We start from the raw sequence: 21,056 nt of genomic DNA, 5'->3' as shown, positions 1-21,056 counted from the left end.
CTTACGCTTCTTATTCTGGTATTCAGCTTCGGAGAAAGTCATCTGATCCATGGATAGTATTCCTGATGAGTGAAGTTGGCCGTATTATGACTGATTTGGGGAGTTATTCAGAGCCTCCCTAAAGCTGAAAATAGAAATGAGGCCGCTGAAATGAACATACTGATCGTCTTTTGCCATCCTGAGCCCCAATCTTTCAATGGAGCCCTCAAGGAAGTGGCCAAAAAACACTTCCTCCATAAAGGTCACCAGGTAGAGGTATCTGACTTGTATGCCGATGGCTTCGATCCGACAGAACATCCCCGTCATTTTCCGATACGTGCAGACGGAGAGTATTTTGCTCCCCTGACGGAACAGCGAAACAGCTATGATCAGGGAAACCTGCCCCAGCAGATACATGAGGAGATCGAAAAACTGGAAAGAGCTGATCTGGTCATTTTTCAGTTTCCACTCTGGTGGCATGCTCAGCCGGCCATGCTCAAGGGATGGTTTGATCGGGTATTTGTCTACGGGGGAATTTACAGTGGCAGTGTCCGATTTGATCGCGGCAGATTCGTCGGGAAAAAAGCACTCTGCTCCGTCACAACAGGTGCACCGGAAGCCACTTTCTCCCCTTTCGGCAGAAGTGGCGACATCATACAACTCATGTGGCCGATTCACTGCTCATTATACTATGTCGGCTTCGATGTCCTTGCACCACAGATCACTTACGGAGTTCAGGGTGGTGGATTGAAGTATGTAACAGATGAAAACTTCCGGAAACATCTGGAAAACAGCAAAGATGATTACGCCAATCGTCTCGCCCACCTGGCTGAAGAATCCCCGATTCCCTTTACTGGTTGGGATGACTGGGACGAAAATGGAGAACTTGATGTTCGTCATCCAGCCAGGTGGCGAGCTTGACAAAGGTCAGGTCAGAACACTACACGCTGCCAAAGCCATAACGCCCCGAAGAGCGCGATATTGCCAGAAAGAATCCCCGCAAGAGCTTTGCCTTTGGACCAGCGAAACAGAAGAACAACAGGAGCACATAAGGCTGCCACCAACGCCAGTTGGCCCAATTCAACCCCGAGATTGAAATAGAACAGTCGGCCGACGGCGGGCAGGCCACTACCAAGCTCAATTAACAGATAGCTAAAGCCGACACCATGAATCAGGCCAAATACAGGGATGATCAGCGTACGCCACTTCAGCATGGAATTGCCATAACGCATCACCATGATGTTCTCAATGCCGATCGCCAGCACCGTTAGCGCTATGAGCGGTTCCGTCACTGATGGCGGCAATGCAATCACGTCATAATAGGAAAGCGCCAGCGTAATCGAATGGGCAACGGTAAACAGGCTGATCCAGAGCAACCAACGTTTCCAGGATACAGGAACCAGTAGCAGAGCTATCACGAACAGGACATGATCAATCCCACCCCAGATGTGTTCCATTCCCATCCAGATAAATCCAGGATCTGCCAGACCCGACTCAGATGACTCAGGATCTACCCAAACTATAGCCGCCTCCCCGGTATCCAGAGCTGCGGAGGATTGATCGGCATTTGCCAGTTCTTTGATCACCTTATTGGGGTCATCAGGAAAGAACTGCTCATCCAACGACCGGTCCCACTCTGCCAACAACTGCATGACAGGTACGGATAGCTTGTTTCTATCAAAAGCAAAGCGGGTTCGCATTTGCTGATCCGCCATATAGACACGACTGTAGTTTCGATGCCCCTGCCACTGTTCGGTAAAAAGAGAATAGTATATTTCGACATCATCCAGTCCCTGAGGACAGGAGAACAGAAGTGTGTACTGATAAGATTCCACGGTATCCAGTCTTACCGCTTTGAGGTCATCAAGGTGGCAATTGCGTTTACGGGAATCAACTTTCCAGCCATCAGCGACAGCGTTTGAATAAGCCTCCGGTGGCATGGCTTCTGATGCGAATGAATCACTATCTGTACCGGCAGTTACATCAACATCTGCCAGATTTTCCAGCCCGGGCGAGCCATCCAATTCAAGCAGGTTATCACTGGGGAGTGTGTAGATAATTTTGATGCCAGGTTCGGCAATCTGTATCGAAGTGTCTGTAAACCCCGAGAGGTGAGCCTGGGCATTGCAAACGAAAAACAACCAAAAAAATATCAGCTTTCTCATAAATCCATATCACCTGCACAGCCGGTAAACTGCACAGGTGCCTTCATCCATGTTAATCGAGACGGGATGATCTGGCGCGGTATATCCCTAATACCAGTATCAACAATCCCATAGATGCCGGAGCAGGAACCTCATTGGCCTGCAACGTCACCGAAGCATCGAAGTCCACGACCTCAGACAAATAGAAAAGCCCCTGGTTAAAGGATGCCTGGCTATCAGATGCAATTTGCAGCATCAATTGGCCTGCGCTGAGTACTTCAAAATACAGCGTGCCTAACAGCAAATCTGTCTGGCCGGTATCTTCAATTCCCGGAAAGTTGGATCCGGCGATATCAGTATCCGCAAAAAAATCTGAATCGTCATCCCAATTAGCTGAAATATTTTTCCCTGCCAGAAACAACTTGTTGGAATCAAACATCAGGTCAAACCCAAAGCCTGAAAGCACGTCTCCAGAAAACGCACCGTCAAACGGATCATTGAGCCTCACATCAACACTGAAGACATCACCGACCAGAACTTCCTGCTGACTTGATGTTAGCGTTATCAATCCTGCCTGAGCCATCGTCCCCGTCAGACAAAGCCCCAAAATCACAATAATCCGCGATAATCGTTTCATTTGTTTCATCACAAACCTCTTAAAAACTTCCAACACCTTTTAAACAACTTGCTGTCGCCTGTTGTGAATACCTGTTCGTCTAACCATTGCTTGCGCGGTACAACGCCAACCACCTACGGTAGTCCTGCATGGTGATGCAGCCATCCTTGTCAAGATCAGCAGCATCGGCATATTCACTGTCGCCACTGCACTGGCCAAATGCCTGACGTAGCTGGTTACGATCCGTTGCATCGAGCACACCATCACTATTCAGATCTCCCTCCAGAACGGCATCCACCACTTTAAACGACACTCTTGGTGTCACTTCGTCGTAACCGTCGTTGGCCAACACCACCGCAAAATACTCACCGACAAGTAAGCCGGAGAACCTCACACTACCTTCGGGTCCAGGCAGGTATTGCCATACCGTGGAGGCTGGTCCGCCCGGCTCTTCACCAACGTTGTATATGCCAATCCAGTCCTTGGCATGTCCCGGCGTGTCAGCCCAGGTCAAGACAACATCGTCTCCTACAGGAATCTCCTGACCGGCTACTGACAACTCACCCATCGCCGGGCCATCACCACAACCACTGATATTTCCAATAACAAAACAGGCCCGATTCGATACCTGGTCATAGGAGTCATTGGTGTACATTGCCAGAAAATACTCACCAACAGGGAAATCCTCGGTAAAGGTCACACTGCCGTTAACAGCGCCATCAAAGTACAGATAAGACACTAACTCGCTTCCTGTCTGACCTGGTATTGCGCCTTGCTCAAATACGCCGATATAGTCTTTGGGATGGCCCGGACCTCCGGAGAAAAACACCGTAATATCTTCAGCTTCCTCGAAACGGGCCTTCGTCAGGGTAACGTCTGCGATCTCTTCCCCGACAGAAAAGAAGACTCTTTCAGAAACTTCTGAATAGCCGTCGTTGATAAAGAAAGAAGCAAAGTAGTAACCTTTGGCCAAGCCACTAAATGTGGCGCTCCCACTTCCGTCAGGCGTGTATTTCCATAAGGTGGAGCTTTGATTACCCGGGGTGTCACCAATCCGGTATACTCCAATCCAGTCTTTGCTGCCGGCTCCGGAACCGCTCCAGCTGAGCACAATGTTTTCATCTTCTGAATACTGGGTTTTATCCGAACTTAACTGGACCACTGGCCCAACATAGAAATGTACCCGGTCAGCAATTTCGTTATAGCCGTCATTCTCGAAAAAACCGACAAAGTATTCGCCGTCCTGAAGTCCGTCAAAGCTGACAGAGCCGCTGGGCGCAGGAACATACTTCCACAGAGTCGCCTGAGTACCGTTCGGTGTTTCACCTTTGCGATAAATACCAATCCAGTCTTTCGAATTGCCGCGCCCTCCAGTGTAGTCAACGTCAACGGTTTCCCCGCTTTGGAAGCGCGTTTTGGACAGCACCAGCTCTGGGTCTCCATCAGAACTGCCTTCTACAGTAAAGGCCACAGCATCTGACCACTCAGACCATTCCATATTGCGGTCCCGGTGGCGCACACGAATGTAGTAATCACCATTGGCCAGACCGTATGCTGGAATTTCCCAGTTCAGAATATTCACGTTTTCATGGATATCCACGGGTTCGTACAAGGGTGCCCCGGTATCACCGAAGATATTTTCATAATCCCGGATACGATCCACAGCCAGATTATCGAAGCTTGACTCTGTCGCGATCTGAAACTGAGTACTGTTCAGTTGCTCAGAATCCGCCGTATTGAAAGCAGTACTTTCAAAGGTATATGGCAAGGCGATCTGTCCATTGATCACGTTAGTGATCGCCGGCTGCATCGGAGCAACACTGTCCAGTTTTCGATGGAAACGATCGATCAGGCGGCTGTTATAGTGGAAGCCTTCTGATTTGTAACGAATGGGATGTGCTTCCGCATAGGTTTCCACCAGCATCTCACGATTGGCGATATCGATATCGATGACCTGCCAGGCCCAGTTGGCGATGGTTTTTTGAACATCATCATAATCCACTTCATTGGATTGTCCCCAATATTGGTCCCAGGCCGTACCACCGGAAATCATATGGTAAGTGGGCCACTCCCGGGTTTGGCCGCGAGCATATAGATGATGGTGACCGCCGATATTCAGCACATGTTTACGCGTGCTGGAAAGAATACTTATCCAGCTGTCGCGCAAGGTCTGGGAAATATCTCCGACGTATTGTTCTGCCTGATAGGGATGGTGGATGACACTGATAATCCAATCCACAGAGCTGTCGGCATCTGCCGCCGTCACAATCTGCCCCAGCCAGTTTTGCTGCAAAGCATCCGCGCGCATGCTGTTCATATGGACAAAGAGTACTCGTCCGACCTGATAGGCATAGTAGCTCTCATCCTCTGCACCCTGAATGCCCTGATAACTCAATCCGTCATAGATGAAATGGGCACCATAGTTGGCCAGGTTTCCGTCATAGTAATACTCATGATTACCGACAGTGGTCATAATCGGCAGATTGGGAGAAAGCGCCGCTGATTGAGCAAAATGAAGGTTCTCATAGTGATCAAGTGTCCCCACATCCACCTGATCACCATCATTCAGTATCAGGTTAATGCTCTCCTCTATTGAAGAGCCATATAGGGATTCCAGCTTGCTTTTAGCCGCTTTGACCAACTGCTCGTAACGGTTTTCATTACGTATCTGATGATCCCCCATCACCAGGATGCGTATATGGCCACTATCAGTGCCTTTTACCGGCGGCGTTTTAAAACGATAGATGTCAGATGCATCATTACCGGTTCTGACCCGATAGTAATAAAGCGTGTTCGGCTGCAATCCGATCAGTTGAACCTGGTGGTAGAGATAATCGGAAGCCAGTGATTCATACTGACCACTGACACTTTGATCCAAAGAGGATTCACTGAGACCATATTCCACCACTGACTCAGTACCCTGGGCAGTTTTCCAGGACACCCAGATGGAGGTTTCTGTGGGAGATTGGAGATAAGGGGTTAGTGCTGCATAAGCTGGCAGACCCACCAGCAGCAATAACATCAGGCACACTCTTTCCCACCAGTTGGAGTGGCCCTGTTGCAAGTTCAGTTTCATACCGCGTACTCCGAGTAGTCGTTTGCGGACGCCATTGGAACATCAAGTTATTAAGCTTAGGTGACCGTTTTGTGAACCATGTTAAGTTTTCTTCAGCTCAACGTAAGACATTAGTCTAAGAGAGGATAATAACAGCCTCCCTAACGCTCTATTTCACAGCAAATTGATTTGTGGTGTTTGTTTATGAGGTTTGCTTGCGAAGAACCGGGAACCCGGCAGGGTTTACATCCCTGTAATGGTCGATTAGTCTGATGACTGCTCTGGCGGAGCTGAAAGGACAACTTCTTTCGCTGTTACAGCCATCTTTTTGCTATTACAGCGCTCTTGAATCGCTCCTCAAAAGAAGACTTCCCTAAAAATAAGTGCTCCTTGAATTGACCTTTTCTAATGGCCTGCCGACAGGTCTTAAGCAAAAACGATTGGAGAACTTGTATGCCTGAAGCACATACCAACGCTCACCATAATGCCCATAATCACAATGATGGCACTGTCACCGTAGAAAACGGCTATGCCGTCTGGTCCGAACACTACGACAGCTTCAGTAATCCGATGACCTACATTGTCGAAAAACATCTGGCGGATATGCTGGATATGAATACGTCCACGACGGGCCCCGTTCTGGAACTGGGGTGTGGTACCGGGCGTAATCTTGCGCACATGATTGATCTGGGTTTGTCAGAAGGAATTGGCATGGACATCTCAGAGGACATGCTGAACATTGCACGGCAAAAAATTCAGAATACGAGCTTCAGCGTTACCCGACACAACCTCAATGAGGCATTGCCTCAGGCATCAGGATCGATTGGAACGGTATTGATCAGCCTGGTACTTGAGCACATTCAGGATATCGATAGAGTTATCAGTGAGGCCGCGCGGGTACTGGTTCCAGGCGGCCAACTGATAATCTTTGAAATTCATCCATTTCAACGGCTCAACGGCCGAAGAGCCCACTACCAGGATGAATCAGGTGAAGATCAGTTCCTTCCCAGTTACCCGCACCTGATCAAAGACTATGTTGGCGCTGCGAAAACCGCCGGACTACTACTTGAGCACATGGAGGAATACCGGAGCAATCCGGAACTGGAGAAAGAGTTTCCGAAGCTTGCCCGCTATGGCGACATGCCGATTGTTCTCGGACTGAAATTTCGTCGCGCTTTCTGATCGGGAAATCTGCGTATGACACCGATATTTCTTCCATAGATTTATTACGAGCCGGCGGCTGGAAGGTCTCACAACCTAAACCAGCCCAGCGAGCCAACTATTCCTTGTTCAACTTTTATTCCTTGTTCAACTTTTATTCCTTGTTCAACTTTTATTCCTTGTTCAACTTTTATTCCTTGTTCAACTTTCATTCCTTGCTCAACTTCAAATAAATCCCCAAACCAATCAATAATCCAACTGCGCTCAGCAGCATCCAGACCGCGTTTTGCAGTTGCCCGGCTTCCCCTAACAGGGATTTGAACATCAACAGCAGCGACTCGATAGATACTGCGATCAATATGGCGGCCATAAAGCGGGTAATCGTACGCCGGGTACTGCCGTCATGATGAATGTCTTTGTGCAGCAGGACTTCCTCTTCAATAATCGTCTTACCCAGATCGAATATCGCCAGTCCCAGTGTGACGAGTATCACAATACCAAAGGCTTCTGTCGCCATTACCCGGTGCGGGTAGAGAACGCCGACAAACAGATCTGCCGCGGAATATACCAGCAATCCGGCCACCAGAATCAGCATTCCTCCGATGACACCATAGATCAATTGAAAGAACGGATGTATTTTCCGCCGGTACTCATCGCCGTTTAAAAAGGAAATCAGGCGTTCAAGATTGAAGTTAAGTACCAGATACCCCAGCACCTCGCTGGCTCCGTTTTCAGTATTCCCACAAGAAAAACGATGAACACCGGAAATCGAGAGCTTATGGGTAGCGCTGGACAAATAGGGATCGGTGACCACTACATCGGAATCAGAGGAACTTGCCAGTTTAAAGTATGGCCTCTCACTGCGATCACTTCCCTGCCCCAGAGACCGCCGATTTCGCTCGCTGACACTTTCACCAAAGGCGGTATTGAATTTTTGAATACCGCTGGCATCCACACTGTAAATCAGCTCGACGAATGGATACTGGCGACTGAGATGACGCGCGATATCAATCTGCCCATGATAGTCATCCACCAGCGCGGCAGAGGTGATACTGGTGGTAATGGATTCAATCAACTGAACGATGGTGTCATGATGAACTCGGTATTGGCTGAAAAGGTGCAGATAATTTTGATGTGAGGACATAAAAACAGCCGGTCATTATGATTGTTTGATTCAGGTTAACCGACCAGACAAATGCTGAATATTCGACCATCACCCATCAGTGACTTTACGTACAAATGTGATCATAAATCACACCAAAAGCGAGAAAATATTCTTTCCCGTCATTTTCATCCCCTGTTTTGCCCCTAAATATTTCAGGATTTTTCCTTTAGGAACCAATAACGTGCATCGCTATACATTTCCCGCATAACTCATGTCGAAATTTCGATTGTTCCCTTGATTGGATGCAGATTAGGCTTGTTTCTCGTTGCAGAGGCCGGCGATGGAAATTTGCCGGCTTGTTCTGTCTGACACATCATCGTCTGGATCGACGATTTCTCAGATAACAAAAATCAATCATTCATCGATAACAACAAGTCATTCCAAACATAAAAAAAGGAAGACAAATATGAAGAAGTCGTTAAGTTTTATCGCCGGGGCTATGCTCTCATTAGGATTGGTCAACGTAAATGCAGCCACCTTCAAGGTTGCCATGGACGCCGACCCTGTTTCTCTGGACCCACATGAGCAGCTCTCAGGTGCGACTCTGCAGATGTCCCACTGGGTTTTTGACCCACTGGTGCGCTGGTCCAAGGATCTGAGCTTCGAGCCCCGTATAGCGGAAAAATGGGAACGTGTTGACGACCTGACCATGCGCTTTCACCTGCGCAAAAACGTGACTTTCCACAGTGGCAACAAAATGACGGCAAAGGATGTGAAATGGACCTTTGACCGACTGAAAAATTCTCCTGATTTCAAAGCCATCTTTGACCCATTTGCCGATGTGAAAGTCGTTGATGACTACACTATCGATCTGGTGACCAAAGAGCCATTCCCTCTGGTGCTGAATAATGTCACCTACCTGTTTCCGATGGACAGTGCGTTCTACACCGGTACAGATGAAAATGGTAACAGCAAAGACATGCTCGTTAAGCATGGTAATTCTTTCGCGTCCCGTCAGGCATCAGGCACCGGTCCATTCCAGGTCACCTATCGTGAGCAAGGCGTGCGCGTTGAGTTTTCCCGTTATAACAACTACTGGGACAAACAGTCTCCAGGCAACGTTGACAAGATGGTCCTGACGCCCATCAAAGAAGATCCGACCCGTGTTGCGGCTCTGCTGTCCGGTGATGTCGATTACATCGCCCCCGTACCGCCAAATGACCTGAAGCGTATTGAAAATAATAACGGTTCCAAGTTGATTACCATGAGTGGTACTCGTATTATCACGTTCCAGTTGAACCAGGAACGTCGTGAAGAGTTCAAAGACCCGAAAGTCCGTCTGACTATCAACTATGCCATTAACCAGGAAGGTATTGCCGACAAAATCATGAAAGGATTTGCCACTCCGGCAGCCCAGATGAGCCCTGAAGGCTATCTTGGTTTCAATCCTGAACTGAAACCTCGTTATGATCTGAAAAAAGCCAAGCAGTTGATGAAAGAAGCTGGCTATGAAGATGGTTTCAGCATTTCCATGATGGCTCCGAACAATCGTTACGTTAATGACGAAAAAATTGCCCAGGCGGTTGCGGCAATGTTGGCGAAGATCAACATTAAAGTTGATCTGAAGACTCTGCCAAAAGCGCAATACTGGCCTGAGTTTGATAAGCGGTCAGCTGACATGATGATGATCGGATGGCACTCAGATACAGAGGATTCCAACAACTTCTTCGAATTCCTGATTGCCTGCCCGAACAAAGACACCGGTCTGGGTCAATATAACAGCGGTAACTATTGCAACCCGAAAGTGGATGCCCTGATCAAACAGGCAAACACTGAGACTGACCCCAACCTTCGTGCCCAGATCATGCAAGGCATCGAACGTACATTGTTTGAAGACGGTGCGTTTGTACCACTGCACTGGCAGGATCTGGCATGGGCCTCCAAGAGCAACGTAGACGCAGAGGCTGTCCTGAACGTCATGAACTTCCCCTACTTTGGTGACCTGGTCATCAAGTAAGGAAGTTCAGCCCTTTAGCCAAGCTCGTCAGAGCTTGGCTTCTTTTTGCTTCCGTATAGATTTATCAGAGCAGTAGCACTACACGAGCAAACTGCGGTTCGCGTGCGATCCGCTTTACCAAAAAACAGCTATAATTATCAGGTTATACCCCGCTATGTTGGCGTTTCTAATTCGACGACTGGTCCAGGCCTTTGTGGTCATGTTTGTGATCAGCCTTATCAGTTTTTCCATCCAGGATAACCTCGGGGATCCACTCCGGGAGCTTGTTGGCCAATCTGTTTCTGAAGCAGAGCGCCAGGCATTAAGAGATGAGTTGGGGCTGAATGATCCGTTCCTGACCCAATACTGGCGCTTCGCCAAAAATGCCGTTCAGGGAGATCTGGGCACCTCCTATTTCTTCAAGGAGCCCGCACTGGATGTCATTCTCAAAAAATTACCGGCAACTCTGGAACTGGTTTTCGGAGCCACACTGATCATCGTGTTTTTATCCGTACCACTCGGGGTTTACGCCGCGATCAAACCTAATACCTTGCTTGCCAAAGCCGTCATGGGCTTCAGTATCGTGGGGATATCCATCCCGGTGTTCCTGACCGCCATCATGCTGGTCTACGTCTTTGCCATTGAACTGGGTTGGGCACCTTCTTATGGACGTGGCGAGTTGGTCCATGTCATGGGTTACTGGGAATCCGGCTTTTTCACAGCCGACGGCCTTGCCCACCTGATACTGCCTTCCATTGCCCTTTCCTCCATCATGCTGCCGCTTTTTATACGCCTGATTCGGGCAGAAATGATGGAAGTACTGCAATCCGAATACGTTAAATTCGCCTGGGCCAAAGGTATCAGTCCCAAGCGTATCTATTTTCTCCATGCCCTGAAAAACACCATGCTGCCCGTTATCACAGTGGGCGGAGTACAGATCGGCACCATGGTCGCCTACACCATTTTGACTGAGACCGTATTTCAATGGCCGGGCATGGGCTTTTTATTCCTGGAAGCAGTCAACCGCGTGGATACACCACTGATAGTGGCCTACCTGATTGTGGTGGGTGCGATCTTCGTGGTAACCAACACCATTGTTGACCTGATTTATGGCCTGGTTAACCCCACGGTCAAACTTACCGGCAAACAGTCACACTAAGGAGGCAGTCATGCAAAATATCGAAGCAAGCTCCCCGAGTGTGTGGGCGCGTTTCAAAGGGTCTCATTTTTGGCACAGCTTTAAGAAGGACAAAGTCGCGATCCTGAGCTTTGTCATTTTCCTGACTTATATTCTGGCCAGCCTGCTGGCACCATTAATTGCACCTTTTGATCCCTATGATATGACCCAGTTCGATATCATGGATTCTGAGATACCACCTTCCTGGCAGGAGAGCGGCGACGAACGCTTTGTGTTCGGCACCGACTCCCAGGGACGTGATATGTGGAGCACCATTCTCTACGGCACTCGGATCTCTCTGACAATCGGTATCTGCGCCGTTTTGCTGCAGGCATTTCTCGGTATCATCATCGGGCTGGCTGCCGGCTATTTCGGAGGCCGCATCGACAGCTTCCTGATGCGATTGGCCGATATACAGCTGTCTTTCTCAACACTGATGGTGGCGATTATCGTCCTGGCGGTATTTCAGGCCGCATTCGGCGCAGAGCTGTATCAGGATCTAGCCCTGTTCATGCTGGTACTGGTGATCGGTATTGCTGAGTGGCCTCAATACGCCAGAACCATCCGCGCCTCGGTACTGGCAGAACGCAAGAAAGAATACGTCGATGCGGCTCGGGTGATGGGTCTGAAATCCAATCGGATCATGTTCCGGCACATTCTGCCCAACACGCTGTCGCCGATTCTGGTTATTTCTACCGTACAGATCGCCAATGCGATCATTTCAGAAGCCTCCCTTTCCTTCCTCGGACTGGGTATGCCGCCTTCACAGCCTTCTCTGGGATCTCTTATTTCCAGCGGTTTTGAGTTTATCTTCTCCGGTTCCTGGTGGATCACCATCATACCGGGTATCGCTCTGATCGCACTGGTTCTGGTCATGAACCTGCTGGGTGACTGGTTACGCGATGTGCTCAACCCAAAACTCTATAAAGGCTAAATTCAAGAATAATGACTAAGTTCAAGAATTATAAATAGGTGTCGCACATGGCATTGTTAGAAGTAAAGAATCTGGAAGTGAAATTCGGGTTGCGCACAGGTGAGGTGACAGCTCTAAGAGATATCAGCTTTACCCTGGATCGAGGCCAACGTCTGGGTATTGTCGGTGAATCCGGCGCGGGAAAATCCGTCGCTGCATTTTCCATTCTCAACCTGATCAGTCGACCCGGTTATATATCGGGAGGGGAAATCCTGTTTGACGGCAAGGATCTGGCCAAACTTTCTACAAAGGAAATGCGCTACATTCGCGGCAATCGCATCAGCATGATATTCCAGGATCCGATGATGACCCTGAATCCCGTTCTGACGGTCGGTGATCAGATGGTGGAGTGCCTTCAGGCACATACGAAGATCAATCGGGAAGAAGCTCGGCGAATTTCCCTGGAAAAACTGAAACTGGTCCAGATTCCCTCTCCGGAAAAGCGTCTGGATCAGTACCCTCATGAGCTGTCCGGGGGAATGAAGCAGAGGATCATCATTGCCATTGCCCTGCTGCTTAATCCGGACATCATCATCGCCGATGAACCTACCACGGCACTGGACGTCACCATTCAGGCAGAGATTATGGATCTGCTGCTGGAGCTGTGCACCAGTCAGAATCTGGGACTGATCCTCATTACCCACGATTTAGGTGTGGTGTCGCAGGTCACTGAACAGGCGATCGTCATGTACGCAGGTCGTATCATTGAACAGGGTCCGACCAAGGAAATCATCAACGACGCCCAGCATCCATACACTCAGGGATTGATCAACGCCCTGCCCCAACAAGGTATCCCAGGTGAGCGGCTGAACCAGATTCGTGGTTCCATGCCCCCCCTGCACCGGATACCTCAGGGCTGTGCTTTCCATCCGCGCTGTGATTATGCCGATGCCATTTGTGAAAAAGAGTTACCGGGGTTCACCCAATCAGGTGGTTGCCAGGCAGCCTGCCATCTCGTGGCCGGGCGCATCGCTCTTAAAGCCAAAGCCGAAGAAACTCACTGATCGGGGTCGTTGAAAACCATGACATCTTTAGTAAGTATCAAAAATCTGTACAAGAAGTTTCCGATTCACGGAGACCTGCTGGATCAAATCAGTTTCTCCGGCGGTAAGTTTCATCTCAAGCATGAATATGTGCATGCTATCAACGGCGTGAATCTGGACGTCGACAAAGGCGAGGCCCTGTGTGTTGTTGGCGAGTCTGGTTGCGGCAAATCCACCGTGGCCCGAACCGTTATGGGTCTGCTTTCCCCCAGTAGCGGTGAAATCCAATACAATGGCCAGCGCATCGATAATCTGTCACCAACGGCGATGATGCCCTATCGACGCAAAATGCAGATGATCTTCCAGAATCCTTACGCGTCGCTGAATCCGCGAATGACCATCACCCAGGCTCTGGAAGAACCTGTTCGCTGGCATCAACCCAAACTGAATACTGCCGAAGTGAAAGAAAAGGTGGCAGAAGTCATGGCATCGGTGGGCATCGATCCCTCCTGGGGTGTCCGCTTTCCTCACGAATTTTCCGGTGGTCAGCGACAAAGAATCAGTATTGCACGGGCATTGATTGTCGACCCTGAGTTTATTGTCGCCGATGAACCGATATCGGCACTCGATGTCTCCATTCAGGCCCAGGTTCTCAACCTGTTGATGGACGCCAGAGAGCAGCGCGAACTGACATACCTTTTTATTACTCATGACCTGTCAGTTGTGGAACATTTCGGTACCCGGGTTGCTGTCATGTATCTGGGAGCGTTATGTGAGGTCGCACCGACCCGCAAATTGTTCTCCTCCCCCAAACACCCATACACACAAGCTCTGCTGAGTGCAATTCCTCGTCTGGAAGATGAAAAACCGGACTTTATTCGCCTTAAGGGGGAAGTACCTACACCGGTTAACCTACCTTCCGGTTGTGTCTTCCACGGCCGCTGTCCGCATGCTAACGAACGCTGTAAACAGGAAATTCCCAAACTGCTGGATGTAGACGGAACCAGAGTTGCCTGCCACGCCGTTGAGGAGAAGCGTTTAGGCTAGACGACCTGACTTTGGGCTATCCAAAACTGCACAGTCTATCACCAAAAAAATCCGGAGAATGACCGGTGGAGCACTAGACGCTCAGTTTCCCTTGCCCCATAGTTACCCCTGGTTGCTTTGGTACCAAAGCAACCATCCCTAGGTTATGCACTCAACGTTTTAAGTCGACAGACTGTTATGGAAATTCGCTGGTTAGAAGATTTTATTGCGCTCGCCAAGACACAGCACTTTTCACGTGCCGCCGATGAGCAAAACGTGACACAACCCACTTTCAGCCGACGCATCAAGTTGCTGGAAGAAGAAATGGGCGTGCAGTTGATTGACCGCAATACATTACCGTTAACTCTGACCCCTGCCGGTGAGATTTTTCTCACCGCAGCGGAACGTATTACCCGTACCCTCAGGGATGCTCGGGAAGAATGCCATGCAATCAAGGAACAGCAGGCCAGCCGTCTAGTATTCGCTACAACACAGACCCTGTATTTGTCGCTCTATAATTCATGGTTGGAACCTCTGTGCAGGCAATTGAGCATCGACCTGGAACTGAATCTTCGATCCACCGCCTGGACTGTCAGGGATTTTTCGCATGCGCTGGTGGAGCAGCAATGTGATTTCATGCTGTGCTACTGGCATCCGAGTATCGATTTGTTCAATGACACCACAGCTGACGTATATGACTTCGTCAAAGTGGGCGATGAGCACCTGATTCCTGTCACTAGTTGCGATGACAACGGACAGCCCCGTCACACCTTGCCAGGGACAAAACGTAAACCTATTCCGTTTATTGATTATCACGATAATGCTTTCCTCAAACCGGTCGTTCACTATGGTGTTAATCATTCAAACAAAGAAGTTCATCTGACGACAGTGAATCAGAACTTTCACTCAGTCAGTGTCAAAGCCATGATCAAGGAAGGCTTTGGCATCGGGTGGATACCCGGTCGCCTGGCCCAGGAAAGCTTACGTTATAAAGGCCTGCAACTGGCTGGCGGCATGGAATTCAATATCCCATTGGAAATCCGCCTGTATCGGCGCAAGGACAATCCTCACGCCGGGTTGAACCGGCTATGGTCGGAGTTGCAGAAAACTCAGGGTGCGTCTTAAAGGCGTCCCCTTACTTCTGACGTACACTGAAGCCCTTTTCAGTTAACGCTTCAACCACACTTCCATCTCCCACCAGATGACCCGCTCCGACAACCACAAAACAGGTTTTATGCTCTTTCACGCACTGTTGAACTGAATCAGCCATTGGACCGTTGCGCTGATAGAACAGCACGTCATAAATGGGAGCCGCTTCTGGAGACTCTTCCAAAGGATCGGCAATTGCCACCCGATACATGCGATCAGCATCTCCGGTCACCCACGCTGCCTGCATTTCCTCCCACATTTCCGCGTAATCATCCATTTGTTCAATGGTCTCACGAATCGCTTCGTCATCCTCGGGAATTGCCGTCATAAACTCCATCTGCTGGCGGAACGTTTCCATTTGCAGAATGGGCTTCTTGCCTCTGGCCAAGCCCATAAAATGGAAATCAATGCCTTTTTCAGGGATATAACCCAGCCTCATCGCCTGCACAGAGGCCAGCATCATCGCCACAAAGCCCGGGCGAAACTGCTGCACCGCCTGTAATGGCACTCCGAATTCATCCAGGCGTTTCTGAATTGCCGACATGGTTTCTGCACCCACATGCTGCTGCAGCGATTCACCTGGTGGGTAAGCGACAGTCTCCATCATGATTTTCTGTTGCTCTTGGACTGGAATCGCCTGATCATCCATTTCCACCAGCAATACAGGACTTTCCTCGTAGGCAGACATGATATCGGCGCGAAGAGGATAGAAGCTATCATTACCAAGATGGATCGCCCCAAGCAGATAAGCAGTGCCGGCAGAAGACTCCGCTTTCCAGAATAATCCTTTTTTGGAGTTTTCAGCGGCCCATATAGTTGTAGCCAGGGACAGCAGGACAATTCCCAGACACCAGCGAAAAGCTTCTATTACCCCTGACTTGATCTTCATTATTCATTTCCCCAACTTTGCTTATAAATACGGCAGATAAATAGCTTCCTTCTATTTATCTGTCACTCAGGATAGTCTGTAACTCAAAATAGTCTGCAGCTAAAGATTGTCTGCAACAACAGAGCTTGCGCAGGTCAGGCTCTGTCTCACGCGGCTTGTTCATGCACCTGATTATCAATATGTTCAGTATCGTTGCCATATTAATTATCTTTGAGTGCACTGATTTGTATCAGTATGTAACTTTGCACATTCGCATACGAGACCGTGCAAGTGTATAGAAACCAGGAAGATTTTGAAGTTAATCCGGATTTATAAATGACGACCATTCAGTCAGATCGCCCACCGAGCTCTCACCACACCTTCCATTCTCTCTCACTACGCTTTCCATTCACACCCACTAAATATATACAGCCTTGGAAGACAACAACTTGTGCGGATTTGCACTTAACCTCATTAGTATTTACCCTTATAACAAGTTGTACAGTATTTAACCTAAACTTCACCGCTTCGTTAAGTGAGGTGAATCAATGCCGCAAGCTAAGGTCATGAGCCTGCCGCAGACCGTCAATCGGCACAAGCACGACCACTATCAGTTGGTCTTGGGGCTGACCGGCTCTGCAGAAATCGATATGTGTGGTCTTGCCGCTCATCTCGATGTCAGCCATGCCTGCATTGTCCCCACTGACACCTACCATGACTTTTTCGGCCGTCCAAGCAATCACGTACTGGTGATTGACCTGGATGAGAGTTCACCGGCATTCCATGACCCTCTTCATCCGGATTACGATATTTTGAACCCCCTGTTTGAATCCCCCAAACTGGTTTCACTTGATCAGGGCATGCGCCAGTTGACCCAGGTCTGCATACAGGAGATCCAGCGTGCAGAAACGGATCTGGCATTAAGACATCATATGGCCTGCACCATCATCCGCTGTCTGAGCCGTCGGGTATTGCCGGATACCAAACCAAAAAAAGTGCCTCTGCTCGACATCAATCGGATTGACCACTATATCTGGCAGCATATCCAAGAGCGGATCAGCATTTCCGATCTCGCAGACTGCATCTGTGTCAGTGAGCGTCACTTCCACGAACTGTTCAAACAACAGACTGATCAGACTCCCCATCAATACGTCATTCGTATGCGCCTGAACTATGCCAGCAGACTTTTAAGAGAGACCAATCTTTCACTGGCAGAGATCAGTCAAAAATCCGGATTTTCAAGTCAGAGTGCCATGACCAACAGCATGCGGAAATATGAAGGATTTACACCAAAGCAGCTTCGTAATAGATTTAATTAATCGATAAGTCCCCCAACCCCCCTCTCCAACCTCCATATCACAGTTTTCTGCAAAATTGCTGCGGGAACTTACAAGACCACGGAATTCCACTCGCGATAGATTTAATCTACAGAATCTCACGTTTCTCAGCAGGCATGACCGTGCTGATAACAGCATGTCATTAACAACAACAATTGTTCGACAATTCTCAGGCTTCGAGCCACTCCATGTCGAGCTTTGGACGGAGGAAATCCATCTATGTTCAAGGCGTCCAGCGCTCTCGCTGAAGACTTACTGAATCAACCCCTGGACCAGATCTGGCAACACATCACCAGCAACTATGCTGTTGATGAAGCCAGCTATCTGAAGGAACTTCTTCCCCTGGCACAACCTGACACTGACGGTATTGGTCAGATTACAGAAGAAGCGACCAGGCTGATCGAAAACGTCCGTAAACAGGACGACTCCGTCCATATGGTAGATGCTCTGCTGCAGGAATACAGCCTGGATACTCAGGAAGGTATTCTGTTGATGTGCCTGGCAGAAGCCTTGATGAGGGTTCCGGACAAGAGAACTGCCGATGCCCTGATTGAAGACCGTCTTTCCGGTGCAGACTGGGAAAAACACATGGGCAAAAGCGAATCCACTCTTGTCAACGCTTCTACCTGGGGACTCCTCCTGACCGGTAAAGTTGTCAAGATGGACCGCACCCTCGACGGCCGCCCCGCCAGCGTATTAAACCGACTGGTCAAGCGCAGCGGTGAACCTGTGATCCGAGCCGCAATGCATCAGGCCATGAAAATCATGGGCAAGCAGTTTGTCCTGGGTCGCGACATCCAGGAAGCACTGGATAACGGCCGAAAGTACCGGGAGAAAGGCTACAGCTATTCGTTTGATATGCTGGGCGAAGCAGCACTGACAACCCATGATGCCAAACGCTATTTCGATTCCTACATGCAGGCGATTGCGTCCGTTGGGGCCGATTCATCAAACGCCGAAAAGCCCGGTTCCTCAAGTATCTCCATCAAGCTGTCTGCCCTGCATCCCCGTTATGAACAGGCACAGGAATCCCGAGTTCAGACAGAGCTCTATAACACCCTGATGGAACTGCTGAAGTTTGCCCGCGACAAGAACGTCAGCATCACCATTGATGCTGAGGAAATGGATCGTCTCGAGTTGTCTCTGCGCCTGTTTGAAAAGCTGTACCGTTCTTCCGTAAACCAGGGCTGGGGCCAGCTCGGACTGGTGGTGCAGGCCTACTCCAAGCGAGCACTTCCGGTATTGGTCTGGTTAGCAGCTCTGGCCAAGGAACAGGGTGACGTAATTCCGATACGTCTGGTAAAAGGCGCATACTGGGACAGCGAAATCAAGCTTTGCCAGCAAAAGGGGCTTCCCGGATACCCGGTATATACCAGGAAAGAAGGCACTGATGTTTCTTATCTGGCCTGCATGAAGTTCCTGTTCAGCCCGCAAACTGTTGGTCGAATATACCCGCAGTTTGCCACCCACAACGCTCATACAGCGGCCTGTGTGCTTTATCATGCCAAACAAATGCCTACCAGACCTTTCGAGTTCCAGCGTCTACACGGCATGGGTGATGCTCTGTATAAAACCATTCTCGCCAACCATGACTATAACGTCCGTATTTATGCACCCGTCGGCGCGCACAAAGACCTGTTGCCCTACCTGGTCAGACGTCTGCTGGAAAACGGCGCCAACTCGTCATTCGTACACAGACTGGTCGATGCGGAAACGCCGATTTCCAGTCTGGTCCACCATCCGGCGCTTGAGCTGCAGAAATATACACACTTGTTTAACAACCGAATTGCCTTACCTGGAGACATCTATCCAGACCGTCCAAACTCGGCAGGAGTGAACTTATTCGTGGAACAACAATATCAGCCCTTGCAAGAAGAAATCCGGCTCTGGGATAACACCCAATGGCATGCGACACCAATCGTTAACGGACAGGCCGATACTGAAGGCGCCGGCGAAACGATCGTCAGCCCATACAACCGCAACCTGTCAGTGGGAACCGTTCTTTGGAGTGGCCAGCAACACCTGAAGAACGCCCTGGACAGTGCGGAAAAAGGCTTCCCCCTCTGGAATGAAACGCCTGCGGACAATCGCGCTAAAATCATTGAAGCTTTCGCAGACAAGATGGAAGCCAACTTTGCTGAGCTGATGGCACTATGTTGTCGCGAAGCCGGTAAAACCATGCAGGACAGTATTGACGAAATTCGCGAAGCCGTGGATTTCTGTCGTTATTATGCCCAGCAGGCCCGTAAAGAAATGAGTACACCTACTCTGTTGCCCGGGCCTACCGGAGAGTCAAATGAGCTGTACCTGGAAGGTCGCGGTATCTTTGTCTGCATCAGCCCGTGGAACTTCCCTCTGGCGATCTTCACCGGCCAAATGGTGGCCGCTCTGGTTGCAGGTAATGCTGTGATTGCCAAACCGGCCGAGCAAACCACATTGGTTGCTCATCGGGCTGTACAACTTCTGTTTGAAGCAGGACTCCCCAAAGAAGCGCTGCAGTTCCTTCCGGGCGATGGAGCCAAAATCGGTCCGGACCTGATCTCCGACCCGAGAGTTGCCGGCGTTGCTTTTACCGGTTCAACCCAAACCGCGCATATTATTAACCGCAGCATGGCGGCACGTGAGGGCGCTATCGGTACTCTGATCGCAGAAACCGGTGGTCAAAATGCCATGATCGTTGACAGTACCGCACTGCCGGAGCAAGTGGTCAAAGATGTTGTGCAATCCTCCTTCGCCAGTGCCGGACAGCGTTGTTCAGCATTGCGGGTATTGTTCGTACAACAGGATATTGCAGACAACATCATGGAATTGCTGGACGGCGCCATGAAGGAACTGAATGTTGGCGAACCCAGCTTGCTGAAAACAGATGTCGGCCCGGTCATCGATGCGGAAGCACAGACCAAACTGATCAATCACATCCGCAAGATGTCCCAAACGGCCAAGTGGCAAAGTAGAGCCAATCTGCCGGACGATGCTGATAAGGGATATTTCGTGCCACCTTCAGCCTTCGAGATCAGCGGAATCGAGGAACTGACCGAAGAACAGTTCGGCCCGATTCTTCACATAGTGCGCTATGACGCTGCCGACCTGGATAACGTGATTAAAAGCATCAACAACACTGGCTTCGGTCTCACACTGGGTATCCATTCCCGTAATGAGTCCACAGCTTTGTATATTGAGAAGAACGTAAAAGTCGGCAACACCTACATCAACCGCAACCAGATTGGGGCTGTTGTCGGTGTGCAACCATTTGGCGGCCGGGGCCTGTCAGGCACCGGGCCAAAAGCCGGAGGTCCACACTACCTCCACCGCTTCACCAATGAAAGGACTCGGACCATCAACACGACAGCTGTAGGCGGAAACGCTACCTTGCTGTCACTGGGGGTGGAACACGTTTGATCCTTTGAAGCCTGAAACTTCATCAGGAGTTTCAGGCTTCATCGCGCCATGACATTTTTATAATAGGGCACAAGCGTACCACCTGTTT

The 21,056-nt window shown here is 49.6% G+C and carries 16 protein-coding genes; 10 read left to right on the top strand and 6 right to left on the bottom strand.

The window, feature by feature from the left end; genetic code table 11:
* Positions 1–150: 150 nt before the first annotated feature.
* Positions 151–900, top strand: a complete 750-nt coding sequence (locus F566_RS0106590) for an NAD(P)H-dependent oxidoreductase (RefSeq protein ID WP_020406195.1) — start codon at positions 151–153, stop codon at positions 898–900.
* 11 nt (positions 901–911) lie between these two features.
* Here the strand turns inward: F566_RS0106590 and F566_RS35270 are convergent, their stop codons facing one another.
* The 3 genes from F566_RS35270 to F566_RS0106575 form a co-directional block, all read right to left on the bottom strand.
* Positions 912–2,144: a HupE/UreJ family protein gene (locus F566_RS35270; RefSeq protein WP_020406194.1), complete on the bottom strand. Its 1,233-nt coding sequence runs from the start codon at positions 2,142–2,144 to the stop codon at positions 912–914.
* Between the two features lie 52 nt (positions 2,145–2,196).
* Positions 2,197–2,769, bottom strand: a complete 573-nt coding sequence (locus tag F566_RS0106580; protein WP_020406193.1) for a hypothetical protein — start codon at positions 2,767–2,769, stop codon at positions 2,197–2,199.
* A 70-nt stretch (positions 2,770–2,839) separates the two neighbouring features.
* Entirely contained in the window at positions 2,840–5,815 is a 2,976-nt protein-coding gene (locus tag F566_RS0106575; RefSeq protein WP_020406192.1) for a fibronectin type III domain-containing protein, read from the bottom strand.
* A 432-nt stretch (positions 5,816–6,247) separates the two neighbouring features.
* Between F566_RS0106575 and F566_RS0106570 the strand changes: the two genes are divergently transcribed.
* A complete protein-coding gene (locus tag F566_RS0106570) occupies positions 6,248–6,976 on the top strand; it encodes a class I SAM-dependent methyltransferase (protein ID WP_020406191.1) in 729 nt (242 codons plus the stop codon).
* Positions 6,977–7,044: 68 nt separating this feature from the next.
* Here F566_RS0106570 and F566_RS37895 read toward each other — a convergent pair whose 3' ends face one another.
* Together F566_RS37895 and F566_RS0106560 are read right to left on the bottom strand one after the other, a co-directional pair.
* Entirely contained in the window at positions 7,045–7,167 is a 123-nt protein-coding gene (locus F566_RS37895) for a hypothetical protein (protein WP_020406190.1), read from the bottom strand.
* The gene (locus tag F566_RS0106560; RefSeq protein ID WP_020406189.1) at positions 7,164–8,099 is read right to left on the bottom strand and encodes a PDC sensor domain-containing protein; all 936 of its coding nucleotides are present in this window, start codon (positions 8,097–8,099) and stop codon (positions 7,164–7,166) included. The genes F566_RS37895 and F566_RS0106560 overlap by 4 nt, the downstream gene beginning before the upstream one ends.
* 427 nt (positions 8,100–8,526) lie before the next feature.
* Between F566_RS0106560 and F566_RS0106555 the strand changes: the two genes are divergently transcribed.
* The 6 genes from F566_RS0106555 (at position 8,527) to F566_RS0106530 (ending at position 15,340) form a co-directional block, all read left to right on the top strand.
* Positions 8,527–10,077, top strand: a complete 1,551-nt coding sequence (locus F566_RS0106555; protein ID WP_020406188.1) for an ABC transporter substrate-binding protein — start codon at positions 8,527–8,529, stop codon at positions 10,075–10,077.
* A gap of 154 nt (positions 10,078–10,231) precedes the next feature.
* Positions 10,232–11,215: an ABC transporter permease gene (locus F566_RS0106550; RefSeq protein ID WP_020406187.1), complete on the top strand. Its 984-nt coding sequence runs from the start codon at positions 10,232–10,234 to the stop codon at positions 11,213–11,215.
* Between the two features lie 10 nt (positions 11,216–11,225).
* Positions 11,226–12,167 carry an ABC transporter permease gene (locus tag F566_RS0106545; RefSeq protein ID WP_020406186.1) on the top strand — a complete coding sequence of 314 codons (942 nt, stop codon included), beginning with the start codon at positions 11,226–11,228 and terminating at the stop codon, positions 12,165–12,167.
* Between the two features lie 47 nt (positions 12,168–12,214).
* Complete coding sequence (locus F566_RS0106540) at positions 12,215–13,210, top strand: ABC transporter ATP-binding protein (RefSeq protein ID WP_020406185.1); 996 nt, start codon at positions 12,215–12,217, stop codon at positions 13,208–13,210.
* 18 nt (positions 13,211–13,228) lie between these two features.
* Positions 13,229–14,236: an ABC transporter ATP-binding protein gene (locus F566_RS0106535; RefSeq protein WP_020406184.1), complete on the top strand. Its 1,008-nt coding sequence runs from the start codon at positions 13,229–13,231 to the stop codon at positions 14,234–14,236.
* A gap of 177 nt (positions 14,237–14,413) precedes the next feature.
* Complete coding sequence (locus tag F566_RS0106530) at positions 14,414–15,340, top strand: LysR family transcriptional regulator (RefSeq protein ID WP_020406183.1); 927 nt, start codon at positions 14,414–14,416, stop codon at positions 15,338–15,340.
* Between the two features lie 10 nt (positions 15,341–15,350).
* Here the strand turns inward: F566_RS0106530 and F566_RS0106525 are convergent, their stop codons facing one another.
* Positions 15,351–16,253 carry a TraB/GumN family protein gene (locus F566_RS0106525; RefSeq protein ID WP_020406182.1) on the bottom strand — a complete coding sequence of 301 codons (903 nt, stop codon included), beginning with the start codon at positions 16,251–16,253 and terminating at the stop codon, positions 15,351–15,353.
* 527 nt (positions 16,254–16,780) lie between these two features.
* Between F566_RS0106525 and F566_RS0106520 the strand changes: the two genes are divergently transcribed.
* Together F566_RS0106520 and putA are read left to right on the top strand one after the other, a co-directional pair.
* Positions 16,781–17,551, top strand: a complete 771-nt coding sequence (locus F566_RS0106520; protein ID WP_020406181.1) for an AraC family transcriptional regulator — start codon at positions 16,781–16,783, stop codon at positions 17,549–17,551.
* Between the two features lie 237 nt (positions 17,552–17,788).
* Positions 17,789–20,968 (top strand): bifunctional proline dehydrogenase/L-glutamate gamma-semialdehyde dehydrogenase PutA, encoded by a 3,180-nt coding sequence (putA, locus tag F566_RS0106515; RefSeq protein WP_020406180.1) that lies wholly within the window; start codon positions 17,789–17,791, stop codon positions 20,966–20,968.
* The last annotated feature ends 88 nt before the right edge of the window (positions 20,969–21,056 follow it).

This window comes from Hahella ganghwensis DSM 17046, assembly GCF_000376785.1.
GTDB lineage: Bacteria > Pseudomonadota > Gammaproteobacteria > Pseudomonadales > Oleiphilaceae > Hahella > Hahella ganghwensis.
This window is presented reverse-complemented; position numbering and strand designations above follow the sequence as displayed.